General features: G+C 71.5%; 18 protein-coding genes. 5 read left to right on the top strand and 13 right to left on the bottom strand.

Annotated elements, in window-relative coordinates:
* Positions 1 to 74 precede the first annotated feature (74 nt).
* A complete protein-coding gene (locus tag V5P93_RS37195) occupies positions 75 to 881 on the top strand; it encodes a nuclear transport factor 2 family protein (protein WP_219823977.1) in 807 nt (268 codons plus the stop codon).
* Here V5P93_RS37195 and V5P93_RS37190 read toward each other — a convergent pair.
* The gene (locus tag V5P93_RS37190; RefSeq protein ID WP_104479317.1) at positions 844 to 1,710 is read right to left on the bottom strand and encodes a sigma-70 family RNA polymerase sigma factor; all 867 of its coding nucleotides are present in this window, start codon (positions 1,708 to 1,710) and stop codon (positions 844 to 846) included. The two genes, V5P93_RS37195 and V5P93_RS37190, sit on opposite strands and share 38 nt — an antisense overlap.
* 83 nt (positions 1,711 to 1,793) lie before the next feature.
* Between V5P93_RS37190 and V5P93_RS37185 the strand changes: the two genes are divergently transcribed.
* Complete coding sequence (locus V5P93_RS37185; RefSeq protein ID WP_104479316.1) at positions 1,794 to 2,243, top strand: carboxymuconolactone decarboxylase family protein; 450 nt, start codon at positions 1,794 to 1,796, stop codon at positions 2,241 to 2,243.
* A 55-nt stretch (positions 2,244 to 2,298) separates the two neighbouring features.
* On the opposite strand, the gene V5P93_RS37180 is transcribed toward V5P93_RS37185, so the two are convergent.
* From V5P93_RS37180 to V5P93_RS37160, 5 genes are all read right to left on the bottom strand, one after another.
* Positions 2,299 to 3,102, bottom strand: coding sequence for an ABC transporter permease (locus V5P93_RS37180; protein WP_104479315.1), 804 nt, complete (start codon positions 3,100 to 3,102; stop codon positions 2,299 to 2,301).
* Positions 3,099 to 4,052: an ATP-binding cassette domain-containing protein gene (locus tag V5P93_RS37175; RefSeq protein WP_104479314.1), complete on the bottom strand. Its 954-nt coding sequence runs from the start codon at positions 4,050 to 4,052 to the stop codon at positions 3,099 to 3,101. Before V5P93_RS37175 ends, V5P93_RS37180 begins: the two co-directional genes overlap by 4 nt.
* A gap of 25 nt (positions 4,053 to 4,077) precedes the next feature.
* The gene (locus V5P93_RS37170; RefSeq protein ID WP_104479313.1) at positions 4,078 to 4,923 is read right to left on the bottom strand and encodes a DUF4097 family beta strand repeat-containing protein; all 846 of its coding nucleotides are present in this window, start codon (positions 4,921 to 4,923) and stop codon (positions 4,078 to 4,080) included.
* A gap of 85 nt (positions 4,924 to 5,008) precedes the next feature.
* Positions 5,009 to 5,527 carry a YlcI/YnfO family protein gene (locus V5P93_RS37165; RefSeq protein WP_104479312.1) on the bottom strand — a complete coding sequence of 173 codons (519 nt, stop codon included), beginning with the start codon at positions 5,525 to 5,527 and terminating at the stop codon, positions 5,009 to 5,011.
* Between the two features lie 89 nt (positions 5,528 to 5,616).
* Positions 5,617 to 6,324 (bottom strand): TetR/AcrR family transcriptional regulator, encoded by a 708-nt coding sequence (locus V5P93_RS37160; protein ID WP_104479311.1) that lies wholly within the window; start codon positions 6,322 to 6,324, stop codon positions 5,617 to 5,619.
* Between the two features lie 63 nt (positions 6,325 to 6,387).
* Here V5P93_RS37160 and V5P93_RS37155 point away from each other — a divergent pair, with 63 nt between their 5' ends.
* Both V5P93_RS37155 and V5P93_RS37150 read left to right on the top strand, forming a co-directional pair.
* Positions 6,388 to 7,500, top strand: a complete 1,113-nt coding sequence (locus V5P93_RS37155; RefSeq protein WP_104479310.1) for an NAD(P)/FAD-dependent oxidoreductase — start codon at positions 6,388 to 6,390, stop codon at positions 7,498 to 7,500.
* A 45-nt stretch (positions 7,501 to 7,545) separates the two neighbouring features.
* Positions 7,546 to 8,643 (top strand): erythromycin esterase family protein, encoded by a 1,098-nt coding sequence (locus V5P93_RS37150; protein WP_104479309.1) that lies wholly within the window; start codon positions 7,546 to 7,548, stop codon positions 8,641 to 8,643.
* Here the strand turns inward: V5P93_RS37150 and V5P93_RS37145 are convergent.
* Entirely contained in the window at positions 8,640 to 9,596 is a 957-nt protein-coding gene (locus V5P93_RS37145; protein ID WP_104479308.1) for an alpha/beta fold hydrolase, read from the bottom strand. The genes V5P93_RS37150 and V5P93_RS37145 overlap by 4 nt on opposite strands.
* A 64-nt stretch (positions 9,597 to 9,660) precedes the next feature.
* Between V5P93_RS37145 and V5P93_RS37140 the strand changes: the two genes are divergently transcribed.
* On the top strand, positions 9,661 to 10,608 hold the full coding sequence (locus V5P93_RS37140) for a YafY family protein (RefSeq protein WP_104479307.1): 948 nt from the start codon (positions 9,661 to 9,663) through the stop codon (positions 10,606 to 10,608).
* A gap of 148 nt (positions 10,609 to 10,756) precedes the next feature.
* Here V5P93_RS37140 and dnaB read toward each other — a convergent pair whose 3' ends face one another.
* The 6 genes from dnaB to V5P93_RS37110 form a co-directional block, all read right to left on the bottom strand.
* Positions 10,757 to 12,130 carry a replicative DNA helicase gene (gene dnaB / locus V5P93_RS37135; RefSeq protein WP_104479306.1) on the bottom strand — a complete coding sequence of 458 codons (1,374 nt, stop codon included), beginning with the start codon at positions 12,128 to 12,130 and terminating at the stop codon, positions 10,757 to 10,759.
* A 476-nt stretch (positions 12,131 to 12,606) separates the two neighbouring features.
* On the bottom strand, positions 12,607 to 13,062 hold the full coding sequence (gene rplI, locus V5P93_RS37130) for a 50S ribosomal protein L9 (RefSeq protein WP_104479305.1): 456 nt from the start codon (positions 13,060 to 13,062) through the stop codon (positions 12,607 to 12,609).
* A gap of 17 nt (positions 13,063 to 13,079) precedes the next feature.
* Positions 13,080 to 13,328, bottom strand: a complete 249-nt coding sequence (rpsR, locus tag V5P93_RS37125; protein WP_018684297.1) for a 30S ribosomal protein S18 — start codon at positions 13,326 to 13,328, stop codon at positions 13,080 to 13,082.
* A 60-nt stretch (positions 13,329 to 13,388) separates the two neighbouring features.
* The gene (locus V5P93_RS37120; RefSeq protein ID WP_104479304.1) at positions 13,389 to 13,922 is read right to left on the bottom strand and encodes a single-stranded DNA-binding protein; all 534 of its coding nucleotides are present in this window, start codon (positions 13,920 to 13,922) and stop codon (positions 13,389 to 13,391) included.
* Positions 13,923 to 13,924: 2 nt separating this feature from the next.
* A complete protein-coding gene (gene rpsF, locus V5P93_RS37115; RefSeq protein WP_026421757.1) occupies positions 13,925 to 14,215 on the bottom strand; it encodes a 30S ribosomal protein S6 in 291 nt (96 codons plus the stop codon).
* Positions 14,216 to 14,330: 115 nt separating this feature from the next.
* Positions 14,331 to 15,200, bottom strand: a complete 870-nt coding sequence (locus V5P93_RS37110; protein WP_104479303.1) for a hypothetical protein — start codon at positions 15,198 to 15,200, stop codon at positions 14,331 to 14,333.
* Between the last annotated feature and the right edge of the window lie 25 nt (positions 15,201 to 15,225).

Genomic DNA, 15,225 nt, shown 5'->3' with positions numbered 1-15,225 from the left:
ACATAGTCCGTTACTGTTCCGGATAACCGGACTGTGTCTCATCTTAGCTGGCTGGCGCTCTGGAGGGCTGTCCCGTGGGACTGGGTGACCAAGACCGGATCGACATCACCGACCTCGTCAACCGCCACGGTCATCTGTGTGACGCGGGCGAGTTGGACCGGCTGGGCGAGTTGTTCACGCCCGACGTCACCTACGACGTGACCGACTTCGGGTTCGGGACCCTGCGCGGGGTCGACGCCATCCGCGAGGCCGCGATCGCTTTGGGGGACGGGAATCCGGTCGGTCGTCACGTGACCAACATCGTGATCACCGAGGTTGACGACCGCACCGCGCGGGTCCGCGCCAAGGGGTTGGGCGTTCTGGCCGACGGGTCGGCGGGCAGCGTCGTCTACGACGACACCGCCACCCGCACGCCCGACGGGTGGCGGATCTCCTACCGCAAGGTGACTCCTCGACGACTGCCGCTCGGGCGCGAAGATCGTGGCGCGGTCGAGGTGCTGGAGAGTTGGCGGCAAGCCGTTGTCGGGCAGTCCGTTGAGGGGTTGCGGCGGGTGTATGCCGTTGACGCGGTGCACGAGTTTCCGTTCGTCTACCCCGGGGTGCCGTCGCGGTTCGAGGGGCGGGAGGAGATCGTCGGGTGGGTCGAGGCCGGGTGGCGGGGTGATCTGCCCAGGTACCAGGGCTACCGCACGCTCGCCCTCCACCACACCAGTGACCCCGCGACGATCGTCGTCGAGCAGGAGGCGTTCGGGGTGACCCCGGCCGGGGAGTTCACCTTGCCCAACATCGTGGTGCTGACTGTCCGCAATGGACAGATCGGGCATGTCCGCGACTACGTCGACGTCATGGCTGCCGCGGCTGTTCTGGGGCAGAAGGGCTAGGTAGGTCCAGCGCCGCGAGTTCGGTCGGGTCGGACAGGATCGAGATCTCCGTGATCCGGTCGCCCGTGACGGTGAAGGCGATCAGGGAGAACAAGCTGCCGTCTTCGCGCCAGCTCAGGGTTCCGGGGAGGTCGTTGACTCGGACCGCGCGGCCGTGGATGGCGGCGGTGGCCGCCAGTTGGGCCCCGGCCGCGACCTTGGTCGCGCCCAGGACGACGACCACGCCGCCCGGGGTGTCGGCGGTGAGCTTCACCTCCGGGTCCAGCACGCGCAGGAGGCCGTCGAAGTCGCCGTGGCGGGCGGCGGCGAGGAAGGCGTCGACCACGGCTCGGTGGGCTCGGGCCGCCGCGGGTTCGGCGGGGGCGCGGACCTTCTTGCGGGCGCGGCTGGCCAGCATCTTGGTGGCGTCGGTGGACTTGCCGAGGATCCGGCCGATCTCGTCGAAGGGCACGGCGAACAGGTCGTGCAGGACGAACGCCATGCGCTCGCCGGGGCGCAGGGAATCCAGCACCACCAGCAGCGCCAGGCCCACCGTGTCGGCCAGTGCCGCGTCGTCCTCCGGTGCCGGTCCGTCGTCGGCGGTCACCACGAGGTCGTAGGACGACTCCGGTCGGGCCTGGCGGGCCCGCAGGACGTCGAGGCTGAGCCTGCCGACGACCGTGGTCAGCCAGGCCCCGAGGTTGTCGATGCCCGCCGCGTCCTGGCGGGAGAGCCGCAGCCACGCCTCCTGCACCACGTCCTCGGCGTCGGCGTGCGAGCCGAGCACCCGGTGGGCGATCCCGCGCAGCCGGTCCCGGTGGGCCTCGAACGCCCCGGCGGTGTCAGACATGTCGTTACCTTCCGCGATTCCGCTTCGTCATGGGGGATGACGTGCCCGACCGGGCACAGGTAACCGATGGAGGAACGAGATCCGTGGGACCCCGTATCGAAGCCGCGTTCAACCCCGACGTCACCACCGCCGTCAAGCTGCTGCACAAGGCGATCCAGGCCGGTGGCGCCGACCCGCTCGTCCAAGAGCTGGTCCACCTGCGCGCCAGCCAGATCAACGGCTGCGCCCCCTGCGCGTTCGCCGGTGTGCAGCAGGCGAAGAAGCGCGGCGAGACCGACGAGCGCCTGCACAGCGTCGTCACCTGGCGCGAGACGCCGTTCTTCACCGAGCCGGAGCGGGCGGCGCTGGCCTTGGCCGAGGCCACGACCCGGATCCAGGACGGCGCCCCCGGGGTGACCGATGAGGTCTGGGCCGCGGCCGCCGAGCACTTCACCGAAGAGCAGCTGTCCGCGATCATCCTGAACATCGCGATGACCAACCTGTTCAACCGGGTCAACCACGCGATCCGGGAGCAGGCGGGCAAGGTCTGGTGAAACGACGGGTCGACCGGGCCGCCTGGGGGTGGTCCGGTCGACCCCGCGGCGCGGGTCAGCGCGCGGACTCGCGGTTGAACAGCTTCTTCGACCACAGGTAGCCACCGAGGGCGATCACCGCGCACCACCCGAGCGCGATCCAGCCGTGGTCGCCCAGCGGCTTGGCCATCAGCAGGCCGCGCAGGGTCTCGATGACCGGGGTGAACGGCTGGTGGTCGGCGACCCAGCGCAGCCCGGCGGGCATCGAGTCGGTGGGCACGAAGCCGCTGCTCAGGAAAGGCAGGAACATCAGCGGCATGGGCAGGTTGCTCGCCGTCTCGACGCTCTTGCTCACCTGGCCGAGCGCGACGGTCAACCAGACCAGCGCGAAGGCCAGCACCGCCAGGAACCCGGTCGCGGCCAGCCAGCCGCCGAGCCCGGCGGCGGGGCGGAAACCGACCAGCAGCGCGACGCCGACGACGACCGCCACGCTGAACAGCGCCTGGAGCACGCTGCCCAGCACGTGCCCGGTCAGCACCGAGACGCGGGCGATGTGCATGGTGCGGAACCGGGCGATGACCCCCTCGGTCAGGTCCATCGCGACCGAGATCGCGGTCCCCTGGACGGTGGTCGTCACGGTCATCAGGATGATCGCGGGCGCCAGGTAGTTGGCGTACTCGGCGCGACCGCCCGCGGGTCCGCCGAGGCCCGCGCCGAGCGTGCCGCCGAAGACGTAGACGAACAGCAGCAGGAACACGATCGGCATCCCGACGAGCATCACCGTCATCGACGGGTACCGCAGCATGCGCCGGAGGTTGCGGCGCAGCATCGTCGCGGAGTCGCGCAGCGGCTGCGTGCGCGGGGGCGCGAGGGTGGTCATCGGGAAGTCACCTTCTCGTCGGTGCCGGTGAGGGACAGGAAGACGTCGTCGAGGTCGGGGGTGTGCACGGACAACTCGTCGACCGCGACGGCCTGCGCGTCGAGCCGGTCGATCAGGGTCTTGAGCGCGCGCAGGCTGCCGTCGCTGGGCACCCGCAGGGTCAGCGCGTCGCTGTCGTGGGACGCCCGGCCGAGCGCGCGCCGGGCGGTGTCGAGGCCGCGCTGGTCGGCGAACCGCAGGCGGACGTGACCACCGGGGATGCGGCGCTTGAGTTCCTCCGGTGTCCCCTCGGCGACCAACCTGCCCTGGTCCAGCACACCGATCCGGTCGGCCAGCTCGTCGGCCTCTTCGAGGTACTGCGTGGTCAGGAAGATCGTGACGCCGCCCGCCACCAGGTCGCGGATGATCTGCCACAGGTTCCGGCGGCTGCGCGGGTCGAGCCCGGTGGTCGGCTCGTCGAGGAAGATCACCCGGGGGTCGCCGACCAGCGTCATCGCCAGGTCGAGCCGCCGCCGCATGCCCCCGGAGTAGGTCGAGGCGGGCTTGCGCGCGGCCTCGGTCAGGTCGAACCTGGCCAGCAGTTCGGCGGTACGCCCGCGCCGATCGCCCTTGGCGAGGTGGTGCAGGTCCGCCATCAACAGCAGGTTCTCCTCGCCGGTGAGCAGGTTGTCCACGGCGGAGAACTGGCCGGTGACCCCGATCGCGGCGCGCACGGCGTCGGGGTCGCGGGCCACGTCGTGCCCGGCGACGCGGGCAGTGCCCGCGTCCGCACCGAGCAAAGTGGACAGGATCTTCACGACCGTGGTCTTGCCCGCGCCGTTCGCGCCGAGCAGCGAGTACACGGTGCCGCGCGGCACGGTCAGGTCGAGGCCGTCGAGGACCACCTTGTCGCCGAACGACCTGCGCAGTCCGACCACCGCGATCGCGGCCTGGGATTGCTTGCTGGTCATGGGATTCCCCCTCGGTGGCGGTGGATCAGGCGCGCTTGACGGTGACGTCGCCGTAGGTGGTGCGCCCGCGCACCTCGACGGTCCGGTCGGCGTGCTCGGGCCGGGTGGTGTTCTCCAGCAGGTTGCGCACCTGCCCGAACCCGGTGGTCACCTCGAGCCACGCGGCGGTGCCGTCGGCGATGCCGATCGTGAGGTCGCCCATGGCGGTCGCGAGCACGACCGAACCGCCGACCACCTCGCCGAGCTCGATGTCGCCGTTGGAGGTCTTCGCGTCGACGCCCGCCCCGGCCCGGCCGACGCCGATGTCGCCGTTGGCCGCGCGCACCCGCACCTCGCCGGTCACCGACTCGATCGCGGTGTGCCCGTTGGAGTTCTTGACCACGGCGGTGCCGTCGACCGCGCCGAGCCGGATCTTCCCCGAGCCGGTGGAGACCTCGGTGTCACCCGCGACGACGTCGACGTCGACGTGGCCGGTGGAGGTCTCGACGCGCAGCGGGCCGGTGCGCTCCAGCCGGGCGTGGCCGATCGAGGTCTTGAACCGGCACTCCCCCAGCGTGCCCGTGCCGTGGAAGTCGCCGAGCTGCACCTGCGCCGACACGTCGGAGCCGGTGGGCAGTTCGATGGTCACGTCGACCGACCTGGACTTGCGGGAGAAGTCGAAGACCCGCGACTTCGGCCCGGTGATCTGGAGCCTGCCGTTGGCGTAGTCGACGCGGATCCGCTGCGCGGCCTGCACGTCCGACTCGTCGGTCTCGTCGCTCGGCCGGACCTCGACGACGGTGTCGGCGCGGTCGCTCGCGGTGACCCGCAGGTCGCCGACGCCGAACTCGACGGTCACGGCGATCGGCTCGGTGGTCTCGAAAATGGGCATGGCTGTCCCCTCGTTCTGTTTCGGTGAACCATCCCCGCAGGTCAGGGACGGTGAAGTGGTGCGGAGCGCGGCGCGCCGGGTGCGGTCAGCGCACCCAGCCGGTCAGCGACTGCTTGGCCCGCTTGCCGCCCGACGGCTCGGGCCGCTGGTCGCGCTCGGACCGCTGCAACGCGGTGGCCGCGGCCCGCACCAGCCAGGCGTTGACCGAGCGGCCTTCCTTGGCGGCGGCCTCCTCGACCGCGGCCTTGAGCTGCTCGGGCAGCCGCACGTTGATCCGCGCGGATGGGCCGTCCTCGGCGATCTGGAAGTCGCCGTCGGTGGCCGTCGCGCCGTGGTCGGTGGGGTTCGCGGGCGGCTCGGCGGGCGCCTGGGTCACCACGAAGCCCGGGTCGCGGCCGCGCAGGCGCAGCTCCACCGAACCCGGTGCCAGGTCCCGGGTGATCTCGTCGGCGGCGGCGGACAGCGCCTCCAGCAGGGCCATCCGGATCGCCGACTCCAGCGGTCCGGTCAGCCGCTCGACCAGCGCACGCGACTCCTCGCCGCCCGCTTCGGCGAGCGTCGCGAACTCGCGGCCGAGGTTGCGCACATACGTGGTCAGGTCCATGGCTCAACTGTGACACACGCGTGGCACCATTGCAAGCAAATCTGGCTCAGAATGATGCCAGGTGTGGCACCACTTGGCGTATTCGCTGGTCAGGACCCGGTTGGGGGTCCGGTCTCGGCTCGGGTGAGGCAGGCCTCGATGCCGTCGAGGAGGAAGTCGAGGCCCGCGTCGAAGCTCCGGTCGGCGTCGAGGTGGGGGCCGTCGTGGACCATCGCGGCCAGCGCGGGGAACCGACCGGTGGCGAAGGTGCGCAGCAGGTACGGCCCGAATGCGGCCTGCCACTGCGCCTTGTCCAACCCGGAGGCCCGCTCCGCGCGGCGCTCGGCGATCTCCCGGCGCACCGCGCCGGTCACGTACGCGTTCACCGCGGAGATCGCGGGCACGACGGTCTCCAGGTCGGCGTCGCCCACCCCGGCCAGCACGGCCTCGCTGGTGGCGAGCGTGTTCGGGCCCAGTTGGGGGCGTCCGCCGAGCAGGTCGGCGAGCCACTCGTGCCGGTGGGCGGTCTGCCGGGTGGACTCGGCGAGGGAGCGCAGCACCTCCCGCCAGCCGGTCCCGGACGGCCGGATCTCGGCGTGCGCCGCGTCGAGCATCAGGTCGAGCAGCTCCTCCTTGGTGGCGAGGTAGCCGTAGAGGCGCATCGGTCCGACGTCCAGCGCCGCCGCGACCTTGCGCAGCGACACCGCGTCCAGGCCGTCCGCGTCGGCGAGCCGGATCGCCGCCCGGACGATCCGCTCCCGGCTCAGCGGGGCGGGCGTCGGTCGGTCCGGCGGCTCCGGCCGTTCCCACACCAGCATGGCGCGACCATACAGCGGGTGCATTGATACAGTGTATCGACCGATACAGTGACTGGAGGAGTCATGGGGATCGCGATCGTCGGTGCGGGCCTGGGTGGCCTGGCCCTTGCTCGAGTGCTGCACGTCCACGGCATCCAGGCCGTCGTGTACGAACGCGAGTCGTCGCGCCACGCGCGCGGGCAGGGCGGCACGCTCGACATCCACTCCGGTCAGCGGGCGCTGCGCGATGCGGGCCTGATCGACGGGTTCCACGCGATCGCCCGCGGCTCGGGCCAGGACATGCGCTTATTCGAGCCGGACGGCACGTTGCTGCTGCAAGAGGACACACCCGACGACGCCCCGCTGCTGCGACCCGAGGTCGACCGCGCAGCCCTGCGCGACCTGCTGCTGGACTCGCTCCCCGAGGGCACCGTGCGCTGGGGGCACGCGTTCGCCTCCGCCGACAACGGCGTGCTGCGCTTCGCCGACGGCGGCAGCGCGCCGTACGACCTGCTCGTCGGTGCCGACGGCGCGAACTCCCGCGTCCGCGCGCTGCTCACCGACGCCGCCCCGACGCACCTCGGCCAGAACCTCGTCGAACTCGGCATCCCCGACATCGACCGCACCCACCCCGACCTCGCGGCGATGGTCGGGCGCGGCACCTGCTGGGTGCTCGGCGACGGGTTGTCCCTGGCGGCGCAGCGCAAGGGCGACGGGCACGTCCGCGTCGGCGTCGGCTTCTACAACACCGCCGAGGACTGGATCGCCACCTGCGGCATCCCCTTCGACGACCCGGCCGCCACCCGGGCCTGGCTGGTCGACCGGCTCGCGGGCTGGGACCCGCGGTTCCCCGCGCTGGTCGCGGCCTGCGCGGACGAGGTCGTGCCCCGGCAGGTCGCCACGCTCCCGATCGGCCTGACCTGGCCGCCCACCCCGGGCGTCACGCTGCTCGGCGACGCCGCGCACCTGATGCCGCCGACGGGCGAGGGCGCCAACATGGCGCTGCTCGACGGCGCCCTGCTCGGCCGCGCGCTGGCCGCCCACCCGGACGACTACCCCACCGCCGTCCGGGAGTACGAACTCGAGATGTTCGAGCGCACCAGCGCCGCCGCCCGGATGTCGGCGGAGGTGCAGAAGATGCTGATGGCACCGGACGCCGCCCAGCGGGTCCTCGCGTTCTTCCAACCCGACGCGTAGCCCGGGCTTGACCTCGACCTAGGTCGACCCGACAGCGTGGTCCACATGAGCGGACAACAGGAAACGCTGGTCGACTGGGTGCGCGCGCAGCGGGCGGACACCGACCCGGAGGCGTTCGCCGATGTGGTGGGGCACGCGTCGGTGGTCGGGTTGGGGACCGGGACGCGGTCCGCGCGCGAGACGTTCGCGGTCGTGACGCGGACGACCCGGGTGCTCGTCGAGCGCGGGTTCCGGGTGATCGCGGTCCTCGACAACCAGCGGGTCGGCGAGTTGTACGACCGGTACGTGCGCGGCGCGGACGTCGACATCGATGCCGCGCTGCGCCAGGCGTGGGGGCCGTGGCGCACGGAGGAGATGCGCGATGCGCTGGACTCGCTGCGACGCCGCAACGCCGACCACCCCGGTGACCCTGTGCGCGTAGTCGGTGTGGGTAGCTCGCGGGTGCTCCCCGCCGACTACGACCGCGTTGTGGACCTGGTGGAGGCGGTTGACCCGGCCGAAGCGGCGAAGGTCCGCGTGCTATTCGACGTCATCCGCACCGCCCACGACGCCGGTGAGCACGTGCTGCGCGCGCGAGGCACCCATCCGGGGACTCCGTTCGTGGAGCTGGCCCGCCGGGCACGAGAGATCGCGGGGCGGGCGGGGGCCGGGGAACTCCTCGACGCGATCGTCGACCACCACGCGAACGCGATCGGCGTGGGGTACGACGCTGATCGCGAGGAGCGCGCGGCGGCCGACCGGGTGCGCGCGCTGCTGCCCGCGCGCGTCGTGCTGTGGGAGGGCAGCGCGCACGTCGCGGCGGACGCCATGATGGGTGGACACCTGCGCGCGGAACTGGGCCGGGCCTACGCGGCCGCGCACGTGACGTTCGGCCACGGCCGGGCGAACGGCGTCGACGTTCCGCCGCCCGCGCCCGGCTCGCTCGAGGACGTCCTGCTCGCGGCGGGCGGGGAGCGGACCGTCCGGCTGGACGACGGCTCCCCCACCACCCTCGACGCGCCATGGCGGACACGGCTGATCTCCGGCGTCTACGACCCGGCCCGCGACGGCGAGCACTACCTGGAGGTGCGCTCGCTGCGCGGTGCCTACGACGTAGTGGCCTTCGTCCCGGAGATCACCCCGACCACGGTGCTGGCGCCCTAGCGGGCGTCCTGCCGTGCCAGCCACTCCAGGATCGCCCGGTTGGTCTCCTCGGGCTTCTCCTGCTGGATCCAGTGACCGGTGTCCAGGCTGATCACCTCCACGTTCGGCACGAACTCCGCCAGGTTCGCCGACTTGGCGATCGTGTCCCGGTCGCCGTAGATCATGAGGGTGGGCTGGTGGATGACCGGGTCCGCGTCCGCCAGCAGGTGCCAGTTGCGGTCGAGGTTGCGGTACCAGTTCACGCCGCCCGTGAATCCCGTCGACCCGAAGGTGGCGGTGTAGACGGCGAGGTCGCTGTCGCTCATCAGGGGATCACCGAGTGGTGTGTCCGCGCGGGCGAGTTCGATGAACGCCATGCCCGGCCGGGGCTCCTGGGGGGGTTCGTTCTTCCGGTACAGGTTGCGGAGGAACCGGCCCGCGTTCTCGTCGAACACGGCGTCCGCGACGCCTGGCTGCCGGTTGAAGTGGACGAAGTAGTAGTCGCCGCCGAGCACCTCCTCCATGAACTCGATCCAGGGCTTCGCCCCGCGCTCGAGGTAGGGGAGGCTGAGGTTGATCACCTTGTTCACCCGGGTCGGGTGCAGCAAGGTCAGTCCCCAGACGACGGCCGCGCCCCAGTCATGACCGACGAAGGTGGCGTCTTCGTACCCGTAGTGGTCGAGGAGCGCTACGAGGTCACCGGACAGGTGCTCGATGTCGTAGTCCGTCAGTTCGGTCGGACGGGACGAGTTCCCGTAGCCCCGCTGGTTGGGGACGATGACGTGGTAGCCCGCCTCGACCAGGGCGGGCACCTGGTAGCGCCAGGAAAAGGCGAGCTCCGGCCAGCCGTGGCAGAGCACGATGGGCTTGCCTGCGTTGTGCCGTCCCGCTTCGAAAACCTCGAGCTCCACACCGTTGACCGGGATGAGAGTGGGCTGGGGGAAATCGGTTGGATGAGTCGTCGGTGAGGTCATGGCGCCATCTTGGCCACTGAAACCGGTCACCCCATGACCGGTTTTCCGTGCGAGTGTTGGCGGTGTGCGAACCGACCGGCTGGTGGCCGTCCTCCTCTTGCTGCAACGGCGCGAGCAGGTGACGGCGGCGGAGGTCGCCAGCGAACTGGAGGTCTCCGAACGCACCGCCCGCCGCGACCTCGACGCCCTGGCCACGGCCGGGGTGCCCCTGTACGCCACGCAGGGCCGCGGCGGCGGCTGGCGGCTGGTGGGCGGTGCCCGTACCGACCTGTCCGGGTTGACCGCGAGTGAGGCCCGCGCCCTGTTCCTGGTCGCGGGCCCGGCCTCGGCGGCGACACCGACGGTGAAGGCGGCGCTGCGCAAACTCGTCCACGCCCTGCCGGAGCCCTTCCGTGCCCAAGCCGAGGCAGCGGCGTCGTCGGTGGTCACGGACCCCCGGCGGTGGGGGTCGAGCCGGATCGAGCACCGCCCACCGCGCTTCCTCGACGAACTCCAGGACGCGGTGATCCACGGCGTCCAGGTGCGACTCGGCTACGTCGACCGCGGCGGCGCCGAAACCGAGCGAACCGTCCACCCACTGGGCATCGTCGCCAAGGGCCTGTCGTGGTACCTCGTCGCCAACACCGAGGCAGGCAGGCGAACCTTCCGCATCGACCGCGTGTCCTCCGTCGACCCGACCGACGACCCCGTGCGCCGACCCGACGACTTCGACCTCGCCGAGAGCTGGCGCGAGATCGCCGACGAGGTCGACCGCAAGCGCACACCCGTCGAGGCCCAGGCCGTGTGCGTGCCCGACGGCATAGGCGTACTCCGGATCGCGTTCGGCGGTCGGCTCGAGGTGGGGGGTACCACGCCCGACGGCCGCGTCGAGGTCGTCATCCGCGGCCGCGACGAGCACATGCTCGCGGGCGAGCTGGCCGGCCTGATCGACTGGGTCGAGGCGACCGGACCGCCCGCAGTGCGAGACCACCTGGCCGCGATCGGCACCGCCCTCGTCGAGCGGTACGGCTGAGACCGGGGCCCGCCCGGGTGTCGAGTCCGTGGCGCACGGTCATGACCGACGAGTCGAGCTGGCCCGCCGGGCGCGGATCGAACTGGCGTACCTGGCGCGCACGGAAATACCGACTTCCGACTAGGTCGGCGGACGGCCATCGAGGGGGTCAGCCCTGGGCGAGGTCGGCGAAGCGGCTGTAGTGGAGTTGGTGGGCCACGACGACCGTGGCGGTGGGGCCCGCGCGGTGCTTGGCCAGGATCAGGTCGGCTTCGCCCGCGCGCGGGTCGTCGCGTTCCCAGGCGTCCGGGCGGTTGATCAGCAGGACCATGTCCGCGTCCTGCTCCAGGGAGCCGGACTCGCGCAGGTCGGAGAGCATGGGGCGCTTGTCGGTGCGCTGCTCCGGACCTCGGTTCAGCTGGCTGATCGCGATGACCGGGACCTCGATCTCCTTGGCCAGCAGCTTGAGCTGCCGGGAGAACTCCGATACCTCCTGCTGGCGGGACTCGACGCGCTTGCCGGAGGTCATCAGCTGGAGGTAGTCGACCACCACCAGCTTCAGGTCGTGCCGCTGCTTGAGCCGCCGGGCCTTGGCGCGGATCTCCATCATGGTCATGTTCGGCGAGTCGTCGATGAACATGGGCGCCTCGCTGATCTCGCTCATCCGGCGGGCCAGGCGGGTCCAGTCGTCGTCGCTCATCCGGCCGCCGCGCATGTCGCCGAGGCGGATCTTGGCCTCGGCGGAGAGCAGGCGCATGACGATCTCGACGCGGCTCATCTCCAGGGAGAAGATGGCGCTGGACATGCCGTGCTTGATCGAGCACGAGCGGGCGAAGTCCAAGCCCAGGGTGGACTTGCCGACACCGGGGCGGGCCGCGACGATGACCATCTGACCGGGGTGCAGGCCGTTGGTGATCTCGTCGAGGTCGGCGAAGCCGGTGGGGATGCCCTGGGACTGGCCGCCGCGCGAGGCGATGGCGTCGATCTCGTCCATGGTGGGCTGCAGCAGCTCCTCGAGCGCGACGTAGTCCTCGCTCATGCTGCGCTCGGTCACCTCGTAGATCGAGGCCTGCGCCCGGTCGACGATCTCGGTGACGTCCGCACCCTCCGCGCCCTGGTAGCCCAGCTGCACGATCCGGGTGCCCGCCTCCACCAGCCGCCGCAGGATCGCCTTCTCGGCGACGATCTCGGCGTAGTAGCCCGCGTTGGCCGCGGTCGGCACGGTGGACAGCAGCGTGTGCAGGTAGTTGGTGCCGCCGATGCGGCGCAGCTCGCCGCGGCGCTCCAGCTCGGCGGAGACGGTGATCGGGTCGGCGGGCTCGCCGCGGCCGTACAGGTCCAGGACGCAGTCGTAGATGGTCTGGTGGTTCGGCCGGTAGAAGTCGTCCGGGCGCAGCGCCTCGATGACGTCGGCGATGGCGTCCTTGGACAGCATCATGCCGCCGAGCACGCTCTGCTCGGCCGCGATGTCCTGCGGGGGCTTGCGGTCCTGCCCGCCACCACCGGGTTCCGGCGGTGCGGAGAAGTCGTCGGCGAGCGCCACGAGCTGTGCCCCCTCCTGCTGGTCTGCCGTGGGTGTCTGCCGGGCGGATCGCACGCGTGTTCGACGCCAACGATACGTCCCCCGCTACGACATCCGGGTGGTGTTCACCCCGCCCGGCGGCCGGTCGCGAGGCGACGCTAGAACCCCTTCGCGGGGTACGCAAACCCCACTGGGGACTACCCTGTGGATAACTTGGGGATGGTTGCGCTGAGGTGGGCACAGGTCCGGCAGGGCCTGTGGACAACCTGAGGACAACTGACCGAAGTGGTGGGGAATCGCCAGGTCAGGGCCTGTGTATGAGGTGTGGAGAAAATCCCTCGCGCGGTCCCCGGCGTGTCGCGCGGGCGGCGGGATTCGGCGTGTCGCGGGGCGCGTCGCTCACCAGGGTGAGCGTCCCCCTGTGGACAACTGGGCGGACGCGGAACCGCCCCACTCTGCGTGACGGAGCGGGGCGGTTCCGTACTGCCGGTGTCCGGTCAGCTCGCGGCGGCGACCTGGACGGTGAACGCGGCGGTCACCTCGGGGTGCAGGCGCACGCTCACGGAGTGCTTGCCAACGGTCTTGATGTGACCCGTGACCTCGACGGCGCGCTTGTCCAGCACGGGACCACCCGCGGCCTTGACGGCGGCGACGATGTCGGCGGTGGTGACCGAGCCGAACAGCTTGCCCGAGCCCGCGGCGGACTTGGCCTTCAGCGGGACGGAGCCCAGCGCGGTCAGCGCGGCCTTGACCTCCTTGGCGTGGTCCAGGTTGCGGATCCGGCTGGCCTCCTGGGCCCGGCGGATGACCTGGACCTGCTTCTCGGCGCCCTTGGTCGCCGGGATCGCGAACCCGCGCGGCAGCAGGTAGTTGCGGCCGTAGCCGTCCTTGACCTCGACGAGGTCACCCGGGCCGCCCAGGCCGCTGACGTCGGTGGTGAGGATGAGCTTCATGTCTGATCCCCTCCAGGTCAGCGAGCGGTCGAGGTGTACGGCAGGAGAGCGACCTCGCGGGCGTTCTTGACCGCGATGGCCACGTCGCGCTGGTGCTGGCTGCAGTTGCCGGTGACCCGGCGGGCACGGATCTTGCCGCGGTCGGAGATGTACTTCCGCAGCAGCGTGGTGTCCTTGTAGTCGATGTTCACCGGACGGTCCTTCTTCACGTCCTTGCAGAACACGCAGACCTTCTTCTTCGGCTTGCGAGGCGGTGGCTTGGCCACGGGAGAACTCCTGAGTGTGTCTTGAGGAAATAAGCGTCTGTGCGGGGGTGCGCTGCCCGGTTAGAAGGGCGGCTCGTCGTTGAAGCCGCCGCCGCCACCGCCGCCACCGGCGGGAGGCGCGGAACCCCACGGGTCGTCCGGAGGCGCGGACGGGCCGTTGTAGCCCCCACCGCCGCCACCGCCACCGTTGCCGCCACCGAAGCCGCCGCCACCACCGCCGCCGGTACCCCGGCTGACCTTGTTGACCTTGGCGGTGGCGTACCGCAGGGAGGGGCCGACCTCGTCGACCTCGAGCTCCATGACCGTGCGCTTCTCACCCTCGCGGGTCTCGAACGAGCGCTGCTTGAGCCGCCCGGTGACCAGCACGCGGGCGCCGCGGGTCAGCGACTCGGCGACGTTCTCCGCCGCCTGCCGCCAGATGTTGCAGCGCAGGAACAGCGCCTCGCCGTCCTTCCACTCGCCGCTCTGGCGGTCGAAGGTGCGCGGGGTGGACGCCACGGTGAAGCTCGCGACCGCCGCCCCGGAGGGCGTGAAGCGCAGCTCCGGGTCCGCGGTGAGGTTCCCGACGACCGTGATGATCGTGTCCCCGGCCATGGTCAGGCCGTCTCGCGGCGCATGACCTTGGTCCGCAGCACGGACTCCTGCAGCGACAGCTGGCGGTCGAGCTCCTTGACCGCGGCGGGCTCGGCGTTCACGTCGAGCACGGCGTAGATGCCCTCGCTGTGCTTCTTGATCTCGAACGAGAGGCGGCGCTTGCCCCAGATGTCGACCTTCTCCACGTTGCCGCCCGAAGTGCGGATGACGTTGAGGAACGTGTCGAGGGACGGGGCGACGGTGCGCTCGTCGAGTGTGGGGTCGAGGATGACCATGACCTCGTAATGACGCATGAAGACCACTCACCTCCTGTGGACTCGGCGGCCACGGACTTTCCGTGGCAGGAGGGGTCTCGCGCCGAGCAGCGTAACAGCAGGCCGAACAGCCGGTTTCAGCGAGGGGCCGGGTTCAGCGCGGGCTGGTCCGGCGCAGGACCCACGTGCGCACGAGCGCACCACTGACCACCGACAGCGCCAGGACCGCGAGCACCACCGGCAGGCCGACGGCGCCCACCGGGGTCACGGGGAGTGCGTAGGCCTCACCCGCCGGGCGGACATCGGTCAGGCCGGAGCCGAGGATCCCGAACTGCGGTGCGTAACCGGGGATCGCGCCGTAGCGGGCGTCCGGCGCGGGCACGTAGTGGCCCGCTTTGGCGTAGGGCACGGTCCCGTAGTCGCGCGCCGCGGCGCCGGGGAAGGACCGGGGGTCGTACAGGCGGATCTCCGGGGCCGACGGCGCGCCACCGACGGGCTGGGTGTTCGGCGTGGTCGCGTCCGGCGCCTTCGGGTCGTCCGCGCGCGGCTGGGTCGGCTTGCCCGGCGCGGGTGCGCGCTTGCTCGCGTCCAGTGCCCGCAGCGTCATCCCGCAGTCCGCCGCCACCAGTTCGCGGACCCGCGCGCTCACCGCGTCCGCCGCCGGGGCGACCGCCTCGACCTGGCGGACCTCGGCTGCCACAACGTCCGCGATGTGCGCGGCCGGGATCTCGCCGGTGCCGTCGGGGACGGTCCCGACCTCGATCGCGGGACCGAGCGGGAACGACAGCCCGACCGCGGTCGACCGCGCCAACCCCAGCCCGGGGGTCTCGCGGACCGCCTTGGTGACGAACCCGGCCACGGCTGCGCGGGCGAGCCGGACCGGCTGCCCTTGGAACGCGACGACCTGCTGGGCGCAGTCGACCGCGAGGAACGGCAGCGGGTCCGCGGCGGCCACACCCGTGCCGGCGAACCCGGCGCCGAGCAGGCCGATGGTCACCGTGGCCGAGCCGAGCAGTCGCCGCACGCCGTGATCCTTTCACCCGATCGGG

The sequence above is a fragment of the Actinokineospora auranticolor genome (assembly GCF_041897805.1).
Lineage (GTDB): Bacteria > Actinomycetota > Actinomycetes > Mycobacteriales > Pseudonocardiaceae > Actinokineospora > Actinokineospora auranticolor.
This window is presented reverse-complemented; position numbering and strand designations above follow the sequence as displayed.